18 protein-coding genes are annotated in these 18,525 nt (G+C 71.7%); 16 read left to right on the top strand and 2 right to left on the bottom strand.

Features of this window, described 5'->3' with window-relative positions; translation table 11 throughout:
• The first annotated feature begins 125 nt into the window (after positions 1–125).
• The 10 genes from OG299_RS13185 (at position 126) to OG299_RS13140 (ending at position 11,431) form a co-directional block, all read left to right on the top strand.
• Positions 126–860, top strand: a complete 735-nt coding sequence (locus OG299_RS13185) for an enhanced serine sensitivity protein SseB (RefSeq protein ID WP_266625232.1) — start codon at positions 126–128, stop codon at positions 858–860.
• Between the two features lie 61 nt (positions 861–921).
• The gene (locus OG299_RS13180; RefSeq protein WP_266625230.1) at positions 922–1,662 is read left to right on the top strand and encodes an enhanced serine sensitivity protein SseB C-terminal domain-containing protein; all 741 of its coding nucleotides are present in this window, start codon (positions 922–924) and stop codon (positions 1,660–1,662) included.
• Between the two features lie 511 nt (positions 1,663–2,173).
• Positions 2,174–3,166, top strand: coding sequence for an ABC transporter permease (locus tag OG299_RS13175; protein ID WP_266625228.1), 993 nt, complete (start codon positions 2,174–2,176; stop codon positions 3,164–3,166).
• 41 nt (positions 3,167–3,207) lie between these two features.
• Positions 3,208–4,971, top strand: a complete 1,764-nt coding sequence (locus OG299_RS13170) for an ABC transporter substrate-binding protein (protein ID WP_266625226.1) — start codon at positions 3,208–3,210, stop codon at positions 4,969–4,971.
• Positions 4,972–5,112: 141 nt separating this feature from the next.
• Complete coding sequence (locus OG299_RS13165) at positions 5,113–6,114, top strand: ABC transporter permease (RefSeq protein ID WP_266625225.1); 1,002 nt, start codon at positions 5,113–5,115, stop codon at positions 6,112–6,114.
• The gene (locus tag OG299_RS13160) at positions 6,111–7,229 is read left to right on the top strand and encodes an ABC transporter ATP-binding protein (RefSeq protein ID WP_266625223.1); all 1,119 of its coding nucleotides are present in this window, start codon (positions 6,111–6,113) and stop codon (positions 7,227–7,229) included. Before OG299_RS13165 ends, OG299_RS13160 begins: the two co-directional genes overlap by 4 nt.
• 5 nt (positions 7,230–7,234) lie before the next feature.
• Positions 7,235–8,314, top strand: coding sequence for an ABC transporter ATP-binding protein (locus OG299_RS13155; RefSeq protein ID WP_266625222.1), 1,080 nt, complete (start codon positions 7,235–7,237; stop codon positions 8,312–8,314).
• 168 nt (positions 8,315–8,482) lie between these two features.
• Positions 8,483–9,139: a trimeric intracellular cation channel family protein gene (locus OG299_RS13150; protein ID WP_327361587.1), complete on the top strand. Its 657-nt coding sequence runs from the start codon at positions 8,483–8,485 to the stop codon at positions 9,137–9,139.
• A 58-nt stretch (positions 9,140–9,197) separates the two neighbouring features.
• Positions 9,198–10,049, top strand: a complete 852-nt coding sequence (locus OG299_RS13145) for a thioesterase family protein (protein WP_327361586.1) — start codon at positions 9,198–9,200, stop codon at positions 10,047–10,049.
• Between the two features lie 218 nt (positions 10,050–10,267).
• On the top strand, positions 10,268–11,431 hold the full coding sequence (locus OG299_RS13140; RefSeq protein ID WP_327361585.1) for a cysteine desulfurase family protein: 1,164 nt from the start codon (positions 10,268–10,270) through the stop codon (positions 11,429–11,431).
• Between the two features lie 27 nt (positions 11,432–11,458).
• Here the strand turns inward: OG299_RS13140 and OG299_RS13135 are convergent, their stop codons facing one another.
• Positions 11,459–12,136: an N-acetylmuramoyl-L-alanine amidase gene (locus OG299_RS13135; protein WP_327361584.1), complete on the bottom strand. Its 678-nt coding sequence runs from the start codon at positions 12,134–12,136 to the stop codon at positions 11,459–11,461.
• 69 nt (positions 12,137–12,205) lie between these two features.
• On the opposite strand from OG299_RS13135, the gene mnmA reads away from it, so the two are divergent.
• Positions 12,206–13,348, top strand: a complete 1,143-nt coding sequence (gene mnmA, locus OG299_RS13130) for a tRNA 2-thiouridine(34) synthase MnmA (protein WP_266625214.1) — start codon at positions 12,206–12,208, stop codon at positions 13,346–13,348.
• Between the two features lie 13 nt (positions 13,349–13,361).
• Here mnmA and OG299_RS13125 read toward each other — a convergent pair whose 3' ends face one another.
• A complete protein-coding gene (locus tag OG299_RS13125; RefSeq protein WP_266625212.1) occupies positions 13,362–14,285 on the bottom strand; it encodes an NADP-dependent oxidoreductase in 924 nt (307 codons plus the stop codon).
• Between the two features lie 114 nt (positions 14,286–14,399).
• Here OG299_RS13125 and OG299_RS13120 point away from each other — a divergent pair, with 114 nt between their 5' ends.
• The 5 genes from OG299_RS13120 to OG299_RS13100 all read left to right on the top strand — a co-directional run bounded on the left by OG299_RS13120 (position 14,400) and on the right by OG299_RS13100 (position 18,502).
• Positions 14,400–15,389 carry a GlxA family transcriptional regulator gene (locus OG299_RS13120; RefSeq protein WP_266625210.1) on the top strand — a complete coding sequence of 330 codons (990 nt, stop codon included), beginning with the start codon at positions 14,400–14,402 and terminating at the stop codon, positions 15,387–15,389.
• A 93-nt stretch (positions 15,390–15,482) separates the two neighbouring features.
• The gene (locus tag OG299_RS13115; protein ID WP_266625208.1) at positions 15,483–15,830 is read left to right on the top strand and encodes a DUF1330 domain-containing protein; all 348 of its coding nucleotides are present in this window, start codon (positions 15,483–15,485) and stop codon (positions 15,828–15,830) included.
• On the top strand, positions 15,827–16,789 hold the full coding sequence (locus tag OG299_RS13110) for a hypothetical protein (protein ID WP_327361583.1): 963 nt from the start codon (positions 15,827–15,829) through the stop codon (positions 16,787–16,789). The genes OG299_RS13115 and OG299_RS13110 overlap by 4 nt, the downstream gene beginning before the upstream one ends.
• A 43-nt stretch (positions 16,790–16,832) precedes the next feature.
• Positions 16,833–17,522 carry an SDR family oxidoreductase gene (locus OG299_RS13105; protein ID WP_327361582.1) on the top strand — a complete coding sequence of 230 codons (690 nt, stop codon included), beginning with the start codon at positions 16,833–16,835 and terminating at the stop codon, positions 17,520–17,522.
• Entirely contained in the window at positions 17,519–18,502 is a 984-nt protein-coding gene (locus tag OG299_RS13100) for a methionine synthase (protein WP_266625202.1), read from the top strand. The genes OG299_RS13105 and OG299_RS13100 overlap by 4 nt, the downstream gene beginning before the upstream one ends.
• Positions 18,503–18,525: the final 23 nt, after the last annotated feature.

Raw genomic sequence — 18,525 nt, 5'->3', positions numbered from 1 at the left:
GACCATGCTCCGCCCGGCGGTGGCCGGGGGAGGACCCGGGTGCGGAGCCCCCGGCAGGGCGGCGCCGGCCGAGCCGTTAACCTCGGGGCCGACAGCGTGGGGCGCACAACACAGCGGAGGCGTGGATGCAGGGCGGCGGCTGGCCGGACAACGAGCTGGAGCAGGTGCTCGGGGCGGCGCTCGGACAGGCGGACGCCGGGGCCCGGATCGTCGAGGTGCTCGGCCGGAGCCGGCTCTGGGTGCCCCTGCCCGGCGGTGGCGGCCCGGACGGGGCCGGCCTCATGCTGCCCACCATGGAGATCGACGGGGCGGCGTACGTCCCCGTCTACAGCTCCGAGGCGCAGTTCCGCGCCTGCGTCGGACCCGCCATGGACTTCGCCGTCGCCCCCGCCGTCGAGTTCGCCCGGGGCCTGCCCCCGCAGCTCGGCATCGCCGTGAACCCCGAGGGCGCCGTCGGCGTCCCGCTGCCCCCGCCCGCCGTCGCGGAGCTCTGCCGCATCGGCCGGACCCCGCTCGACGGACCCGCCACCGGCGGCCGCGTCCGGCTCTACGAGCCCGACTGGCAGGAAGACCCGGTGGACTTCCTGACCGCCGCCGCCGAGGAGTTCCGCGCCACCGGCGTGGTCGCCGCCGCCCACCGCTGCCTCGCCAGCGTCGAGGGCGGGGCCCCGGAGCTCTACATCGGTGTCCGGCTGCTGGGATGGGAGCCCGACATGCGGAACGCCCCGATGGACGCCCTCGGCCGGGCCGTGACCCGGGTACCGCCGCCCTGGCCCGTGCAGTTGATCCTCCTGGACGCCGTGCAGGACCCGGTGGTCGACTTCATCGTTACGCGCGTACGCCCCTTCTACCTCCCTTAGGGCCGCTTAAGCTGGGTGCGGATACGGGTGGGACGACGGGCAGACGAAGAAGGAGTACCGGGTGAGTGCGTCAGGCACGGCCGCGGCCGGGCAGCTCGAGCACATGATGCGCCAGGTGACTCCCGGGCGCTACGAGAGCTATGAGTCGCTTCTGCACGCCCTCGCCGAGGGCCGCCTGTGGATGCTGCTCTGGCAGGGCCGGCCGGGCTCCCCGGACGCCCAGTACGGCGGCATGGAGGTCGAGGGCCTCGGGTACGCGCCGTGCGTGACCTCCCCCCAGGAGCTGGCCGCCAGTGGCTGGAACCGGGGCTACGAGGTGGTCACCGGCCGGGACATCGCCCGCGCCCTCTACCCGGACCGCTGGGGCCTGTGGCTCAACCCGCACGCCCAGGGCGGCGGCCTCGGCATCCCCTGGGCCGACCTGCGCCGCATCGCCACGGGCCTCGACCGGATGCCGGCCGGCCCGCTGCGGCTGTCCGAGCCCGCCCTGGAGCTCCCGCAGTTCTACGGGCTGCTGACCCAGCACGCGCACCGCACCCCCGCCGTCCGCTCGCTGCGCCGCGCCTGGGTGCAGCCTTCGCTGGGCTCGCCGTACCTCGCGGTCGGGCTCGACCTGTACGACGCCTCCGCGCCCGCGCTGGAATCCGTACGGGAGATGATGCGCCAGTCGGTCGGCGCGGTCCCCGAGGGCGTGCCGGTGTGCACGGTGGCGCTGGCGGACGAGCACGATCCCGTCGCGATGTGGCTGCGCGCCCAGAGCCGCCCCTTCTACGACCGCGAGGGCCAGGCCCCCGCGTACTGACCCCGAAGCACCGTCCGCGTCCGGGTCTGCCCGGCCACTGAGACATCCGTATCGAACCGACCGAAGGCCGCAGGGAACCACCGTTCCCTGCGGCCTTCGGCTTGTCCGGATTTCATCCCTGTTGTGGGTCCAAAAGGCATGGTCCTACCGCGAGTTGCGCGCCATGTCCGATTGCGTACCGAACGGACGGTCTTGATCCGCTCAGGTGAGAGCGAAGTCCGGATAACGGGAACTCGACCCTCACATCACGGTTGCGCATCCATTCATCTGCGGGTCTGGCGGCTGCTCACAGCGCCGATGAAGACTCCCCACCCAAGAGCCGGTCAGTCCTGCGAAGTCAGGTTTGGCATATGCATTTCGCTTGCGGCTCCGTCCCGCACTTCCTGCAGTTCTTGCACCTCAGCACGCGTCCTGCGTGTCACCACGCACTCCGAGCGCCACTCCGCACCAACGCCGCCACAGCGGCGGGCATGGGCCGGCAACCCGTCGGCCGAGAGGGGTCCCCACCACGATGACGGCACCACTGCATGACACGAGCGCGGAAACAGCCGCACCCGTGTCCGTAGCCGACGTCCCTGCCAAGGCCATCGAAGGCCGCTCGCCCGGCCGCATCGCCTGGATGCGGCTCAAGCGCGACAAGGTCGCGCTGACCGGCGGCGTGGTCGTGATCTTCCTGATCCTGGTGGCGGTCTTCGCACCGCAGATCGCGAGCCTGCTGGGCCACCCGCCCAACGAGTTCCACGAAGACTTGATCGACCCGGACCTGGGCACGCCGCTCGGCTCCTTCGGCGGGATGAGCTCCGACTACCTGCTCGGCGTCGAACCCACCAACGGCCGCGACGTGTTCAGCCGGATCGTCTACGGCGCCCGCATCTCCCTGGTCGTCGCCTTCCTGTCGGCCTTCGTGTCGGTCACCATAGGCAGCCTGCTCGGCGCGCTCGCCGGGTTCCTCGGCGGCTGGGTCGACGGCCTCATCAGCCGCCTGATGGACCTGCTGCTCGCCTTCCCGCAGCTGCTGTTCACCATCGCCCTGGTCTCCGTGGTCCCCAACTCCCTCTGGGGGTTCGAGGGTTCGGGCGTCCGGATGGGCGTACTGATCGTCGTCATCGGCTTCTTCGGCTGGCCGTACATCGGCCGTATCGTCCGGGGCCAGACGATCTCCCTGCGGGAGCGCGAGTACGTCGAGGCCGCCCGCAGCCTCGGCGCCGGCCGCGGCTACATCCTGATCAAGGAGCTGCTGCCCAACCTGGTCGCACCGATCCTCGTCTACTCGACGCTGCTCATCCCGACCAACATCCTGACGGAGGCGGCCCTCAGCTTCCTCGGTGCCGGCGTCAAGCCGCCCACCGCCTCCTGGGGAAAGATGCTCTCCGACGCCATCCCCATCTACCAGGACGACCCCGCGTACATGGTGGTCCCGGGTATCACGATCTTCATCACCGTCCTGGCGTTCAACCTCTTCGGGGACGGGCTGCGTGACGCACTCGACCCCAAGGGCAGCTGAACCGCTTCATCGATTCACCCACCAATGGAGGTTGGACCAACGTGATCCGCAGAAAGCAGGCATTCGCGATCACCGCCGTGATCGCCGCCCTGTCCCTGACCGCCGCGTGCGGTGGCAGCGACGGCAAGAAGACCGAGGGCAAGGGCGCAGGTGGTGCCGGGTTCAACGCCGCCACCACCGCCATGGTGAACCCCTCGGACGCCAAGGGCGGTGAGCTCAAGCTCTGGTCGCCGCAGGACGTCGACTACCTCGACCCGGCGCGTGCCTACTACGGCTTCGTGTGGGACATCCAGCGCCTCTACGTGCGCCAGCTGCTCGCGTACGACAGCAAGCCGGGCAAGGACGGCAGCAAGCTCGTCCCGGACCTCGCCGAGGCCCTGCCGGTCCTGAGCAACGAGGGCAAGACGTACACCCTCAAGATCAAGGACGGCGTGAAGTTCGAGGACGGTACGCCGATCACCTCGAAGGACTTCAAGTACGGCATCGAGCGCGTCTTCGCGCAGGACGTGCTGTCCGGTGGTCCCACCTACCTGATCGACATCCTCGACCAGGGCCAGAAGTACCCCGGCCCCTACAAGGACACCGACGCCAACAAGATGGGTCTGAAGTCCGTCGAGACGCCGGACGACAAGACGATCGTCTTCAACCTGGCGAGCGCCAACTCCGACTTCAGCTACCTGCTGGCCATGCCGTCCTCCTCGCCGGTCCCGGCGGCCAAGGACACGGGCGCCACGTACACCAACAAGCCGATCTCCACCGGCCCGTACAAGGTCGAGAGCTTCACCGCGAGCAAGGGCGCGACCTTCGTCCGCAACGAGAACTGGGACCCGAAGACCGACACGATCCGCAAGGGTCTGCCGGACAAGGTCTCGTTCACGGTGACCACCAACCCGGACGACATGGACGCGCGTCTGCTGTCGGGCGACATCGACCTCGCCATCGACGGCACGGGCATGCAGCAGGCCGGCAAGAACAAGGTCCTCAAGGACGAGAAGCTGAAGCAGAACGCGGACAACCCGTTCACGGGCTACATCCGCTACTTCGCCTTCCCGACCACGGTCGCGCCGTTCGACAACGTCGAGTGCCGCAAGGCCGTCATCTACGCGGCCGACCCGAAGTCCCTGCAGACCGCCCGCGGCGGCCCGACCAGCGGTGACCTCGGCGCGAACATGCTGCCGCCCGGCATCCCCGGTGCCGACAAGAGCTACGACCCCTTCAACCTGACCAAGGGCGAGCCGCAGGAGGCCAAGGCCAAGGAGGCCCTCAAGGCCTGTGGCAAGCCGGACGGGTTCGAGACCACCATCGCGGTGCGCAACAACCGCGCCCCCGAGGTGAAGACCGCCGAGTCCCTGCAGGCGTCGCTCGCCAAGGTCGGCATCAAGGTCACCATCGACCAGTACGACGGCAAGCTCTCCTCCTCCGTGATCGGTTCGCCCGAGAACGTGAAGAAGAAGAACTACGGCATCATCGTGATGGGCTGGGGCGCCGACTACAACTCCGGCTCGGGCTTCCTGCAGCCGCTCGTCGACGGATCGTTCATCCAGCCCAACGGCAACAACAACTTCACGATGATCAACGACCCGGAGATCAACCAGCTGTTCAAGACGGCCGCGGCCGCCGCGACTCCGGAAGCTGCTGCTCCGTTCTACACGGACATCAACAAGAAGGTCATGGAGAAGGCTCTCTACCTCCCGATCAACTTCGACAAGGCCTTCGTCTACCACAACCCGCGTCTGACGAACGTCTACTTCAACGACTCCATGGGCAAGATCGACCTGGCCACGGTCGGCATCGCCGCCAAGTAGCCGAGTGGTCGAGTCGTCACGTAACAACAGGCAAGTGCCTTCACCGCACATGCGCTAGTCCGAAGGGCAGGTGAAGGCCGCAGGCGGCGGCTGCCGTTCCCACAAGGGACGGCAGCCGCCCGCCCCGGGCGGCCGACTGCAGTGCTCGTCTACCTCATACGGCGAATGTTCAACGTCGTCGCCACGCTGCTGGTGGTCTCCGTGGTCACCTTCGGCATCTTCTTCGCGGTCCCCAAGATCACAGGCAGCGATCCGGCCCTGATGTACGCCGGCCGCGAGACCAACGAGACCGCCCTGGCGGGCATCCGCGTGAAGATGGGCTTCGACAAGCCCATCTCCGAGCAGTACCTGACCTTCGTCAAGGGCATCTTCGTCGGCCGCGACTACGACGGCGGCACGGATGTCACCCACTGCGCCGCCCCCTGCTTCGGCTACTCCTTCAAGACCGAGGCGCCCGTCTGGGAGACCATGGTCGACCGCATGCCGGTCACCCTCTCGCTCGCCCTCGGCGCAGCGGTCATCTGGGTGATCGCCGGTGTGGCGACCGGTGTCATCTCGGCGCTCAAACGCCGGACGGCCATCGACCGCACCGTGATGGTCGGCGCGCTCGCCGGCGTCTCCCTGCCGATCTTCTTCACCGGCATGGTGGCCCCCGCGATCTTCGTCTACAGCCTCGGCTGGCTGGACGTGTCCAACTACAAACCGTTCACCGAGGATCCGGTGGCCTGGCTCAACTCCCTGATCCTGCCCTGGATCACCCTGGCCTTCCTCTTCGCCGCCACCTACGCCCGCATCACCCGCGCCACGATGCTCGAGGTCCTCGGCGAGGACTACATCCGCACCGCCCGCGCCAAGGGACTCAAGGAGGGCGTGGTCATCCGCAAGCACGCCCTGCGCTCCACGCTCACCCCGATCGTCACGATGTTCGGCCTGGACCTCGGCGGACTCCTCGGCGGCGCGGTGCTCACCGAGACGACCTTCAACTTCCAGGGTCTGGGGACGGCGGCCGTGGCCGCCATCGGCCAGGGCGACCTGCCCGTGATCATGGGCGTCACCCTGCTCGCCGCGCTCTTCGTGGTGATGGCGAACCTGATCGTGGACCTGCTGTACGCCGTCATCGACCCGCGCGTGAGGCTGACGTGACCGAGAACCCCACCACCGCCTCCGGCGAAAGCACCTCCGGCGGGCCCGCGTTCGTCCCCGAGCAGGCAGGCCCGCCGAAGGACGCCGCGTTCCTCTCCGTACGCGACCTCAAAGTGCACTTCCCGACCGACGACGGCCTGGTCAAGTCCGTCGACGGGCTCTCCTTCGACCTCGAGCGCGGCAAGACGCTCGGCATCGTCGGCGAGTCCGGCTCCGGCAAGTCGGTGACCTCGCTGGCCATCATGGGCCTGCACCGCACCGGCAGCGCCCGCAGCCGCCCGGACATCTCCGGCCAGGTCGTGCTCGACGGCGAGGACCTCGTACGCGCCGACGCGGACCACGTGCGCAAGCTGCGCGGCCGCAAGATGGCGATGGTCTTCCAGGACCCGCTGTCCGCGATGCACCCGTACTACTCGGTCGGCAAGCAGATCATCGAGGCGTACCGGACCCACCAGAACGTCGACAAGAAGACGGCCCGCACCCGCGCGGTCGAGATGCTCGACCGGGTCGGCATCCCCGAGCCCCACCGGCGCGTGGACGCGTACCCGCACGAGTTCTCCGGCGGTATGCGCCAGCGCGCGATGATCGCGATGGCGCTGGTCAACAACCCCGAACTGCTCATCGCGGACGAGCCGACCACCGCCCTGGACGTCACCGTCCAGGCGCAGATCCTCGACCTGATCCGCGACCTGCAGAAGGAGTTCGGCTCCGCGGTCATCATGATCACGCACGACCTCGGCGTGGTCGCCGAGATGGCCGACGAGATCCTCGTGATGTACGGCGGCCGGTGCATCGAGCGCGGCACCGCCGAGAAGGTGTTCTACGAACCGCGCCACCCCTACACCTGGGGCCTGCTCGGCTCCATGCCGCGCATCGACCGCGAGCAGACCGAACGCCTGATCCCGGTCAAGGGCTCGCCGCCCAGCCTCATCAACATCCCGAGCGGCTGCGCCTTCAACCCGCGCTGCCCGTACGCCGACATCCCCAAGGGCGGCATCACCCGCACCCAGCGGCCCGAGCTCACCGAGGACGACAGCCGGCACTGGTCCGCCTGCCACATGTCGCAGGAGGAGCGGACCCGGATCTGGACCGAAGAGATTGCGCCGAAGCTGTGAGCGACATGAAGAAGACGGACGCGCCGCAGGCTTCCGAGGCGGAACCGCTGCTGAAGGTGACCGGCCTGGTCAAGCACTTCCCCATCAGCAAGGGGCTGCTGCGCCGGCAGGTCGGGGCCGTCAAGGCCGTGGACGGCATCGACTTCGACGTCCGGCGCGGTGAGACGCTGGGCGTGGTCGGCGAGTCCGGCTGCGGCAAGTCGACGATGGGCCGCCTGATCACGCGCCTGCTGGAGCCCACGGGCGGCACGGTCGAGTTCGAGGGGCGCGACATCACGCACCTCGGGGTCTCCGCGATGCGTCCGATGCGCCGCGACGTGCAGATGATCTTCCAGGACCCGTACGGCTCGCTGAACCCGCGGCACACGGTCGGCACGATCGTCAGCGCCCCGTTCAAGCTGCAGGGCGTGCAGCCGGAGGGCGGCCTGAAGGCGGAGGTGCAGCGCCTGCTGTCCCTGGTGGGCCTCAACCCGGAGCACTACAACCGCTACCCGCACGAGTTCTCGGGCGGTCAGCGCCAGCGCATCGGCATCGCCCGCGCGCTGGCCCTGAAGCCGAAGCTGGTCGTCGCCGACGAGCCGGTCTCGGCGCTGGACGTGTCGATCCAGGCCCAGGTGGTCAACCTGCTGGACGACCTCCAGGAGGAGCTCGGCCTCACGTACGTGATCATCGCGCACGACCTGTCGGTCATCCGGCACGTGTCCGACCGCATCGCGGTGATGTACCTCGGCAAGATCGTGGAGCTCACCGACCGCAAGTCGCTGTACGAGAACCCGATGCACCCCTACACCAAGGCGCTGCTGTCGGCCGTGCCGGTGCCGGACCCGCGTCGGCGCGGCGTGAAGAGCGGGCGCATCCTGCTCAAGGGCGACGTGCCCTCGCCGATCTCGCCCCCCTCCGGCTGCCGCTTCCACACGCGGTGCTGGAAGGCCACGCAGATCTGCACGACGCAGGAGCCGCCCATGCTGGCCCTGGCCACGGGCCACCAGGTGGCCTGCCACCACCCGGAGAACGCCCCCGACCAGGCACCGGGCGACCCGGCCCTGCCGGGCGCGGCGGAAGCGGTGGTGACGGTCTCGGAGTAACCGGGCCCCTCTCGTCCGGTGTCCCGGGTTCCGCGTAGCGGTCGGAGCCCGGGACACCGGCTTGTCCGCGCCCGGCCGCGGGGTGCCCGGCCGGGGTGGCGGGCATCCGGCCGGGGCGGCGGACCCGGCCCGTCGAACAGACGGCCAGGCGAACGGCACAATGGGGCGGTGCTCCACGATCTCTTCCCGCCCGGGATCCAGCATGCCCTGGACCTCGCCGGCATCTTCGTCTTCGCCACCGCAGGCGCCCTGCTCGCCGTACGCAAGAACTTCGACGTGTTCGGCATCTGCGTCCTCGCGCTGGTCACCGCCCTCGGCGGCGGCCTCTTCCGCGACCTCGTCATCGGCGCCGTCCCGCCGGCCGCCTTCGGCGAGCTCAGCTTCTTCGTCACGCCGCTCATCGCCGCCGGCCTCGTCTTCTTCCTGCACCCCGAGGTGCAGCGGATCAACCGCGCCATCAACGTCTTCGACGCCGCCGGCCTCGCCCTGTTCTGCGTGACGGGCACGACCAAGGCGTACGAGTTCGGCCTCGGACTCACCGCGTCCGCCGCGCTGGGCGTGGCCACCGCCGTCGGCGGGGGCGTGCTGCGCGACGTACTCGTCAACGAGGTGCCGTCGCTGCTGCGCGACCGCGAGATGTACGCCGTCCCCGCCATGGTCGGCGCCTCGATGGTGGCCGTGTTCATCGGCTTCGGCGTGCTGGGCGCCATGACCACCGCCCTCGCGATCGTCACCACCTTCGTGCTCCGGCTCCTCGCCATGACCTACCACTGGCGGGCCCCGCTGGCCTGGAACCGCCGCTCCTCGGTGGCCGAAGAGCCGTAATCAGCATGTAGCAAAGGAAAGCTACCGCTTAGTAGCTTCGCGTTGTAGTGTCGAATTCATGGCATACGCAGCGGCCCAGGCAACCATCGGCAACAGCGAGTTCGACCGCGACACCACCGTCACCGCCCGCGCGGGCGAGCCCGGCGTGTACGACGCGGAGCTGTCCGCCGGATGGACGATCATCACCGCCGTCAACGGCGGCTATCTGCTGGCCCTGGTCGGCCGGGCGCTGTCGGCGGCCCTGCCGCACCCGGACCCCTTCACCGTCTCCGCGCACTACCTGACCTCGTCGGTCCCCGGCCCCGCGGTGATCCGCACCGAGGTCGTCCGGGTGGGACGCACCCTCTCCACCGGCCAGGCCTCCCTCTTCCAGTACGACGAGAGCGGCGCCGAGATCGAGCGGATCCGGGTCGTCGCCTCGTACGGCGACCTCGCCTCCCTCCCCGACGACGTCCGCACCACGGCGCTCCCGCCGGTGCTCCCGCCCTACGCCGACTGCCTCGGCCCGGAGGCCGGCCCGGCCCCGATCCCCGGCAGCAACGCGATCGTGGACCGGCTGCGGCTGCGGCTGGACCCGGCGACGGCGGGCTGGGCGCTCGGCGCACCGTCGGGGAAGGGCGAGATGCGGGCCTGGTTCGAGCTGGCCGACGGCCGCGACGCGGACCCGCTCTCGATGCTGCTCGCGGTGGACGCGCTGCCGCCGACCTGCTTCGACCTGGGCCTGATGGGCTGGAGCCCGACCATCGAGCTCACCACCCACATCCGCCACCGCCCGGCCCCGGGCCCGCTGCGGATCTCCATCACGACCCGGAACCTGGCCGGGGGCTTCCTGGAGGAGGACGCCGAGGTCTGGGACTCCGCGGACCGCCTGGTGGCCCAGTCCCGCCAACTGGCCCGCGCCCCCCGCTGACCCCTCGGGGAGCGGGGAGTTCCGGCCGGGCCGGGCCGGATGCGGCTCCGGCGGGGTTTGGGGAACGGCCGATCGGGGGCAAGGGCCCGAGCGGGGTCCGGGCAAGGCCCGTCGGGGCCCGTCCGGGCCGGCCGGCGGCTGCCCGGATGCGGCCCGGCGGGAGGGCTGGGCCCCGCGGGGTCGGGCCCCGTGGAGCGGACTCGTAGAATCGGGGGATCATGGCCTACCTCGACCACGCCGCCACCACTCCGATGCTCCCGGAGGCCGCTGCGGCGATGACCGCGCAGTTCGCCGCCACGGGTAACGCGTCCTCCCTGCACGCCGCCGGCCGCCGCGCCCGCCGTACCGTCGAGGAGGCCCGCGAGGCCCTCGCCGAGGCACTCGGCGCCCGCCCGAGCGAGGTGGTCTTCACCGCGGGCGGCACGGAAGCCGACAACCTCGCCGTCAAGGGCCTCTACTGGGCCCGCCGGGACCAGGACCCCGCCCGGACCCGGGTGCTCGCCAGCCCCGTCGAGCACCACGCCGTCCTCGACGCCGTCCACTGGCTCGGTGAGCACGAGGGCGCCCAGGTCGAGTACCTCCCCGTCGACCGCTACGGCCGCGTGCACCCCGAGGCCCTGCGCGAAGCCGTCGCGCGCAACCCCGACGACGTGGCCCTGGCCACTGTCATGTGGGCCAACAACGAGATCGGCACCGTCATGCCGGTCCGCGAACTGGCCGCCGTGGCCCGTGAGTTCGCGATCCCCCTGCACTCGGACGCCGTCCAGGCCTTCGGCCAGCTCGACGTCCGCTTCGGCGACAGCGGCCTCGCCGCGATGACCGTCAGCGGCCACAAGGTCGGCGGCCCGTACGGCATCGGCGCGCTGCTGCTCGGCCGCGACCAGAGCCCCGTACCCGTCCTGCACGGCGGCGGACAGGAGCGGCACGTGCGCTCCGGGACCCTCGACGTGCCTGCCGTCGCCGCCTTCGCGGTGGCCGCCGTGATCGCCGCCGAGCGGCGCGAGCGGTTCGCCGCCGAGATCGGCGCACTGCGCGACGAACTGGTCGCCGCCGTGCTCCGGGAGGTGCCCGACGCCGTCCTCGGCGGGGACCCGGACGACCGGCTCCCGGCCAACGCGCACTTCAGCTTCCCCGGCTGCGAGGGCGACTCCCTGCTGCTCCTGCTGGACGCCCAGGGCATCGAGTGCTCCACCGGCTCCGCCTGCACCGCCGGCGTGGCACAGCCCAGCCACGTCCTGCTGGCCACCGGTACGGATCCGCAGCTGGCCCGCGGCACCCTGCGCTTCTCCCTCGGCCACACCTCCACCAAGGAGGACGTCGCGGCCGTCGCCGCCGCCATCGGCCCGGCCGTCGAGCGCGCCCGTACGGCAGGCCTCAGCTAGTCGGCAGCTCGGCAGCTCGGCAGCGCGTCAGCCCGCGGCGGGGGCCGCCGCGAGCTCCGAGCGGACCAGGCCCAGGTACCGGTCCCAGTCCCAGTGGGGGCCCGGGTCCGTGTGGTCGGTGCCCGGGACCTCGGAGTGGGCCAGTAGGTGCGTACGGTCCACCGGTATGCCGTACCGGCGGCACAGGTCGGCGGCCAGCCGGGCCGAGGCCGCGTACATCGCCTCCGTGAAGTCCTGCGGCCGGTCCACGAAGCCCTCGTGCTCGATGCCCACGCTGCGCTCGTTCATGGAGCGGTTGCCCGAGTGGAAGGCGACATCCATCTCGCGCACCATCTGCTCGATGCGGCCGTCCTGGCCGACTATGTAGTGCGCCGACGCCTGGTGGAACGGGTTCTTGAAGGCGTCCACCGAGGACGCGAAGCTGCCCTGCGTGACATGCACCACGATCCGGTCCACCCGGTAGTCCTCGGGCCGGTCCGCCATCCGCCAGTTCGCCGGCGAGGCAGACGTCCAGCCCACGCCCACGTGGTCCACCTCACCCTCCTTGCGGGGCTTGCCCACGCCCGGCAGCAGCCACCAGGCGCGCCGCAGCTCGTCCTGCCCGGCGATCGCCGCCACCGTGAAGACCCCGAGCCCCCCGAACAGCACCGCCCGGCGGGTCCTGCGCGGCGCGGCCTTCGGCGCGGCTTCGACCTTGCTCCCCATGTGATCCACCCCCTGTCACCGATAACGCGCTGTGACGCCGGGCGGTTCCCCCGTACTCTGGACGGTGCTATGACTCAGAACCTGCCGCGCACCGATCGCCCCCTTCGCGTCCTGGCCGCCATGTCCGGCGGCGTGGACTCCGCCGTTGCAGCCGCCCGCGCGGTCGAAGCCGGGCACGACGTGACCGGCGTCCACCTCGCGCTCTCCGCGAACCCGCAGTCCTTCCGGACGGGCGCCCGCGGCTGCTGCACCATCGAGGACTCCCGCGACGCCCGCCGCGCCGCCGACGTCATCGGCATCCCGTTCTACGTCTGGGACCTGGCCGAGCGCTTCCGCGAGGACGTCGTCGAGGACTTCATCTCCGAGTACGAGGCCGGGCGCACCCCGAACCCCTGCCTGCGCTGCAACGAGAAGATCAAGTTCGCCGCCCTGCTCGACAAGGCCCTCGCCCTCGGCTTCGACGCCGTCTGCACCGGCCACTACGCCACCGTCGTCCTGAACGAGGACGGCTCCCGCGAACTGCACCGGGCCTCCGACATGGCCAAGGACCAGTCGTACGTCCTCGGCGTCCTCGACGAGAAACAGCTCGCGCACGCGCTGTTCCCGCTCGGCGACACCCTGACGACGAAGGAAGAGATCCGGGCGGAGGCGGAGGAGCGCGGTCTGGCCGTCGCGAAGAAGCCCGACAGCCACGACATCTGCTTCATCGCCGACGGCGACACCCAGGGCTTCCTCGCGAACCGCCTCGGCAAGGCCGAGGGAGACATCGTCGACGAGGCGACCGGCGAGAAGGTCGGCACCCACGACGGCGCCTTCGGCTTCACCATCGGCCAGCGCAAGGGCCTGCGGATCGGCCACCCCGCCCCCGACGGCAAGCCGCGCTACGTCCTCGACATCTCGCCGGTGAACAACACCGTCACCGTCGGCCCCGTCGAGGCCCTCGACGTCAGCGCCCTGACCGCGATCCGCCCCCGCTGGTGCGGCTCCACGGCCGCGGCCCCGGGTACGTACACCGCGCAGCTGCGCGCCCACGGCGGCGAGACCGAGGTCTTCGCCGAGCTCGTGGACGGCGAGCTGCAGGTGCGCTTCGCGGAGCCGGTCCGCGGTGTGGCCCCCGGCCAGGCGATCGTGCTCTACGACGGCACCCGCGTGGTCGGCTCCGCCACCATCGCGACGACCACCCGGGCCGCGTCCGCGGCCGCGTCCGTGTGAGGGCCCGGGCCGTCTAGACGACCGTCAGGACGATCTTCCCGGTGGTCCGGCCCTGCTCGCCGATCTCGTGCGCCTTCGCGGCCTGCTCCAGCGGCAGCACCGTGTCGATCAGGGGCTTGAGCAGGCCCTGGTCCGCGAGGGCGGCGATCTCCTCCAGACCCTTCAGGTCCGGCTCCACCAGGACCCAGGAGGCGTGCACACCCTGCGGGTCGGCCGGAAGGCCGTCCGGGCCGGGCAGGGTCACCAGGTGCCCGCCGGGCTTGAGCACCTTGAGCGAGCGCTGCCCGTAGTCCCCGCCGACCGCGTCGATCACGATGTCCACATCGGAGACGGCGTCCTCGAAGTCCGTGGTGCGGTAGTCGAGCACCTCGTCGGCGCCCAGCTCGCGCAGCAGCTCGTGCTTGCCCGCGCTCGCCGTGCCGATCACGTAAGCGCCGCGCGCCTTGGCGATCTGCACCGCCAGGTGGCCGACCCCGCCGGCCGCCGCGTGGACCAGCACCCGCTGCCCGGCCGAGACCCCGGCCGTGTCCACCAGCGCCTGCCAGGCGGTCAGCGCCGCCAGCGGCAGCGCGGCCGCCTGCACGTGGTCCAGTGCGGCGGGCTTGCGGGCGAAGTGCCGGGTGGGGGCGACCACGTACTCGGCGTAGCCGCCGGCCTGCCGCGGGAAGTGCGGCATCCCGTACACCTCGTCGCCCGCCCGGTACAGCGTCACGCCCGGCCCGACCGCCTCGACGGTGCCCGACACGTCCCAGCCGACCATCGGGACCTCGCCCCAGCCGATCAGACCGCCGCTGGCCCGGGTCTTCCAGTCCACCGGGTTCACCCCGGCCGCGTGGACCCGTACCAGGATCTCGTTCAGACCGGGCTCGGGCCGCTCGGCCTCGACCTCGGTCAGGACCTCGGGTCCGCCCCACTGGCTGACGACGACGGCGCGCATAACTGTCTCCTTCATGGCTTTCCGAACCGGTTTCCCCGGCCGATGCATCCAGCTTGGCCGCCATCGGGTCCGCACGGTGTTGGCCGTACGGCCACCATGTGACAGGATCTGGCCATGCCCGCTTTGCATCGAATCGCCGTACTCGCCCTCGAAGGCGTCGCCCCGTTCGAGCTCGGCATGCCGTCCCGGGTCTTCGGCAACGCCCGCGCGGAGGACGGCGGGGTCCTGTACGAGGTCACCGTCTGCACCGCCGACGGCCTGCCCGTGACCAGCGACGCGGGCTTCACCATCGGCGTCACGGCCGGCCCCGAGGCCCTCGCCGCGGCCGACACCGTGATCGTCCCGCCCACCCACGCCATGCCCGGGCTGCTGCGCGGCGAGCCCCTGCCGCCGGCCCTCGCCGACGCCCTCGCCGCCATCCGGCCCGGCACCCGGACCGTGTCCATCTGCACCGGCTCCGAGGTGCTCGCCGCCGCCGGGCTGCTCGACGGGCGGCGCGCCACCACGCACTGGGCGCACGCGCCGGAGTTCCAGCGGGCCTTCCCGCGCGTCCTGCTCGACGAGGACGTGCTCTTCGTCGACGACGGCGACATCCTCACCTCGGCCGGGGTGGCCGCGGGCATCGACCTCTGCCTCTACCTGATCCGCGCCGACCACGGCACCGCCGCCGCCAACCGCGCCGCGCGGCTGTGCGTCGTACCGCCGTGGCGCGACGGCGGGCAGGCCCAGTACATCGACCGGCCCGTCCCGGAACCCACCGTCGCCACCACCACCGCCACCCGCGCCTGGGCCCTGGAGCGGCTCGCCGAGCCGGTCACGCTGGCCGAGCTGGCCGCCCACTCCCGGATGAGCCTGCGCACCTTCACCCGGCGGTTCCGCGACGAGGTCGGCATGACCCCGGTGCAGTGGCTCACCGTCCAACGCCTCGAAGTCGCCCGCCAGTTGCTGGAGTCCAGCGACCTGCCGGTCGACCTGGTCGCGCACCGGGCGGGCTTCGGCTCCGCCAACTCGCTGCGCCAGCACATGCGGACCGCCCTCGGCATCTCGCCGATCGCCTACCGCCGGACCTTCCGGCCCAGCAGCCCGGCGACCGCGGCGGCATGACCCCGGAGGTCATGGCCTCCGCCTCCCCGGCTTGGCAGGATCAGATCAACAGATCGATCCGCCACGCCACTTGAGACCGCGGAGGTCACGGCCATGACCGCGTACGCCATCGCCCACATCCGGCCCGAGACCATGAACGAGGAGATCCTCCACTACATCGAGGAGATCCAGTCGACGATGGACCCCTTCGGGGGCAGCTTCCTCGTCCACGGGGCGCAGGTCGAGGTCATGGAAGGCCCCTTCCCCGGGACCGTGGTGGTCCTCGCCTTCCCCGACATCGAGCGGGCCCGCGCCTGGTACGCCTGCCCGGCCTACCAGGCCCTGATCCCGCTCCGCACCCGGCACATCCCGGGCGAGGTCATCCTGGTGGACGGCGTCCCGCCCGGCTACGACGCCGCGAAGACGGCGGCCCGCCTGCGCGACGAAGCGGGTCTGCGATGAGCCACCCCGCCGTCCACGTCCTCGCGGGCCCCGACGGCCACCAGGGCGCCTACGACTCCTGGGGCGCGCACAGCCTGGACCTCCACCTCCTGGCCGGCCCGGACGTCCTGCTGCCCCTGCTGCGCACCCACATCGCCCGTGACGAGGCCTTCCGCCGCTCCGACGACTCGGTCGAGGCCGGAGTCCTGGTCGACCCCGAGCGCCGCGAGCTGCTCCTCTTCGTCCAGGAGGGGTCGTCGGCCGCGATGCGCACGCGCAGCGCGGCCCTCACCCTGCTGCGCCATGCCTGGCCGGACTGGCAGGTGCGCTGGGCCTACGAGGGCCAGACCGGCCTGCGGACCCGGCTCGGCCTGGACCCGGCCGACGACCACAGCACCACGGGAACCTCGTACCCCCTGTTCACGCTCGGCCCCGAGGACGAGGAACTGGGAGAGGCCGAGCCGATGACGGCCGTGGTCACCATCGGCGCCGACCGCTGCCATGTGCTCGACCTCTGTGCGGACCACCCCCTCACCGAGGGCCCCGACCTCCTGCGCCGGCTCGGGGACGCCCCCCGCCACACCGCGTACACGTCCCCCGCCGGCGCGGGACTGCACATCGACCCCGCACGCCGCAGCGTCGGCTGGTGGCTGCTCGGCGCCCAGGCCCGGGCGGAGCGGGCGGCCGCCGACTGGACCGGCTGGACCGTGGAGTTCTGGGAGGACCGCTGGAGCGAGCACGTCCGGGCCGCGCGCGGCCGATTCACCCCGCCCGCGCCGGACCGTGCAGCCGCGCTGGCCGACGTACGCGGCGACGCACTGCAGTACTGGGCCGGGCCCCGGGACCTGCGGGCGGCGGTCGTGGCGGCGGCCCCGAGTGCGCTGGTCGGGCACGCGTACCTGCCGCCCGTCACGGCGGCCCAGGCGGCCGCCGCCCGCGGCGCCGTCGAGGCGGCCTACCGAGCGGCGGGGGGCCGGTGACCGGGGCCCGGGGCAGCGCGCCGGGGGTGCGAGCATGGGGCGTATGGCTACTCACCTGATCACCGGTGCCGGGGCAGGCATCGGCGCCGCCGTCGCCGCACGGCTGCACGCACGCGGCGACGACCTCGTCCTGCTCGCCCGCGACGCCGCCCGCGGCAAGCAGCTCGTCGAGCGCTTCCCCGGCTCCCGCGCCCTCGTCGGGGACCTCGCCGACCCCGACCGGCTGTCCTGGGCCTTCTCCAAGCAGCCCGTCCCCGAGCGGATCGACTCCCTCCTGCACATCGCCGGGATCGTCGACCTCGGCCCCGTCGGCGAGCTGCGCCCCAAGACCTGGCACCAGCAGCTCAACGTGAACCTGATCGCCCCCGCCGAGGTCACCCGGCTGCTGCTGCCCACCCTGCGCGCCTCCCGCGCCACCGTGGTCTTCGTGAACTCCGGCGCCGGCCTCGCCGCCCACGCCGACTGGAGCGCGTACGCCGCCTCCAAGCACGGGCTCAAGGCGCTCGCCGACTCGCTGCGCGCCGAGGAGAAGCAGAACGGCATCCGGGTCACCTCCGTCTACCCCGGCCGGACCGCGACCGCGATGCAGGCCAAGGTCCACTCCCAGGAGGGCAAGGAGTACGACCCCGCCCAGTGGATCGACCCCGAGTCCGTGGCCACCACGATCCTGATGGCCGTGGACCTGCCGCGCGACGCCGAGGTCAACGACCTGAGCGTCAGGCCCGGCCGATGACCGCGAGCGCCACCGGCGTCGGATCCCTCCCCGGCGGCGACGCCCGCGAGGCCGCCAAGACCGTCACCGGGTCCTTCGAGGAATTCCCGTACCTGGCCGAGCTGCCCGCCCGCGGGCCCGGCGCGGACATGATCGGCCGGTCCCTCGGACTGCTCGTCGACATGTACGCCCACGTCGAGCCCAGCGGCTGGCGGATCAGCGACCGCCCGGGACGGGATTCGAAGCGGGCCCGCTCCTGGCTGGGCGAGGACCTGGACGCGCTCGAGGAGTTCACCCAGGGGTACACGGGCAAGCTCAAGGTCCAGGCCGTCGGGCCGTGGACGCTGGCCACCGCCCTCGAACTGCACGGCGGCGAGGCCGTGCTCCAGGACCCCGGCGCCTGCCGCGATCTGGCCGGATCGCTCGCGGAGGGCCTGCGCGACCACCTGGCCGACGTCCGACGGCGCATCCCCGGCGCCCAGGTCGTGCTCCAGCTCGACGAGCCGTCACTGACCGCGGTGCTGCTGGGGCGCGTACGGTCCGCGAGCAAGTACCGCACCTACCGGGCCGTCGACCGGCAGGTCGTCGAGGGCACCCTGCGCGAGCTGTTCGCCGTCCACGACGGGGAGGTCGTCGTCCACTCCTGCGCCCCCGAGGTGCCCTTCGGGCTGCTCCGCCGGGCCGGCGCCACGGGCGTGTCGTTCGATTTCTCCTTGCTCACCGAGCGCGAGGACGACGCCATCGGCGAGGCCGTCGAAAGCGGTACGAAACTCTTCGCCGGAGTGGTGCCGGGCACCGACGCCCCGTTGTCGGACCCTGCCGGTAGCGTCATGGGTGTCAGGAAGCTTTGGCGCAGGCTGGGGCTGGCCCCGGGGACTCTGGCGGAGTCCGTCGTGGTCACCCCGTCGTGCGGTCTGGCGGGCGCCTCGCCCGCGTACGCCCGCGCCGTGCAGGCGCATTGCGTCAGGGCGGCGAGGTCGCTCGCCGACAACCCTGAGTGACGGAAACAGACGGGCCACGGGAG

The organism is Streptomyces sp. NBC_01296 (assembly GCF_035984415.1).
In the GTDB taxonomy this organism is placed as follows: Bacteria; Actinomycetota; Actinomycetes; order Streptomycetales; family Streptomycetaceae; genus Streptomyces.
This window is presented reverse-complemented; position numbering and strand designations above follow the sequence as displayed.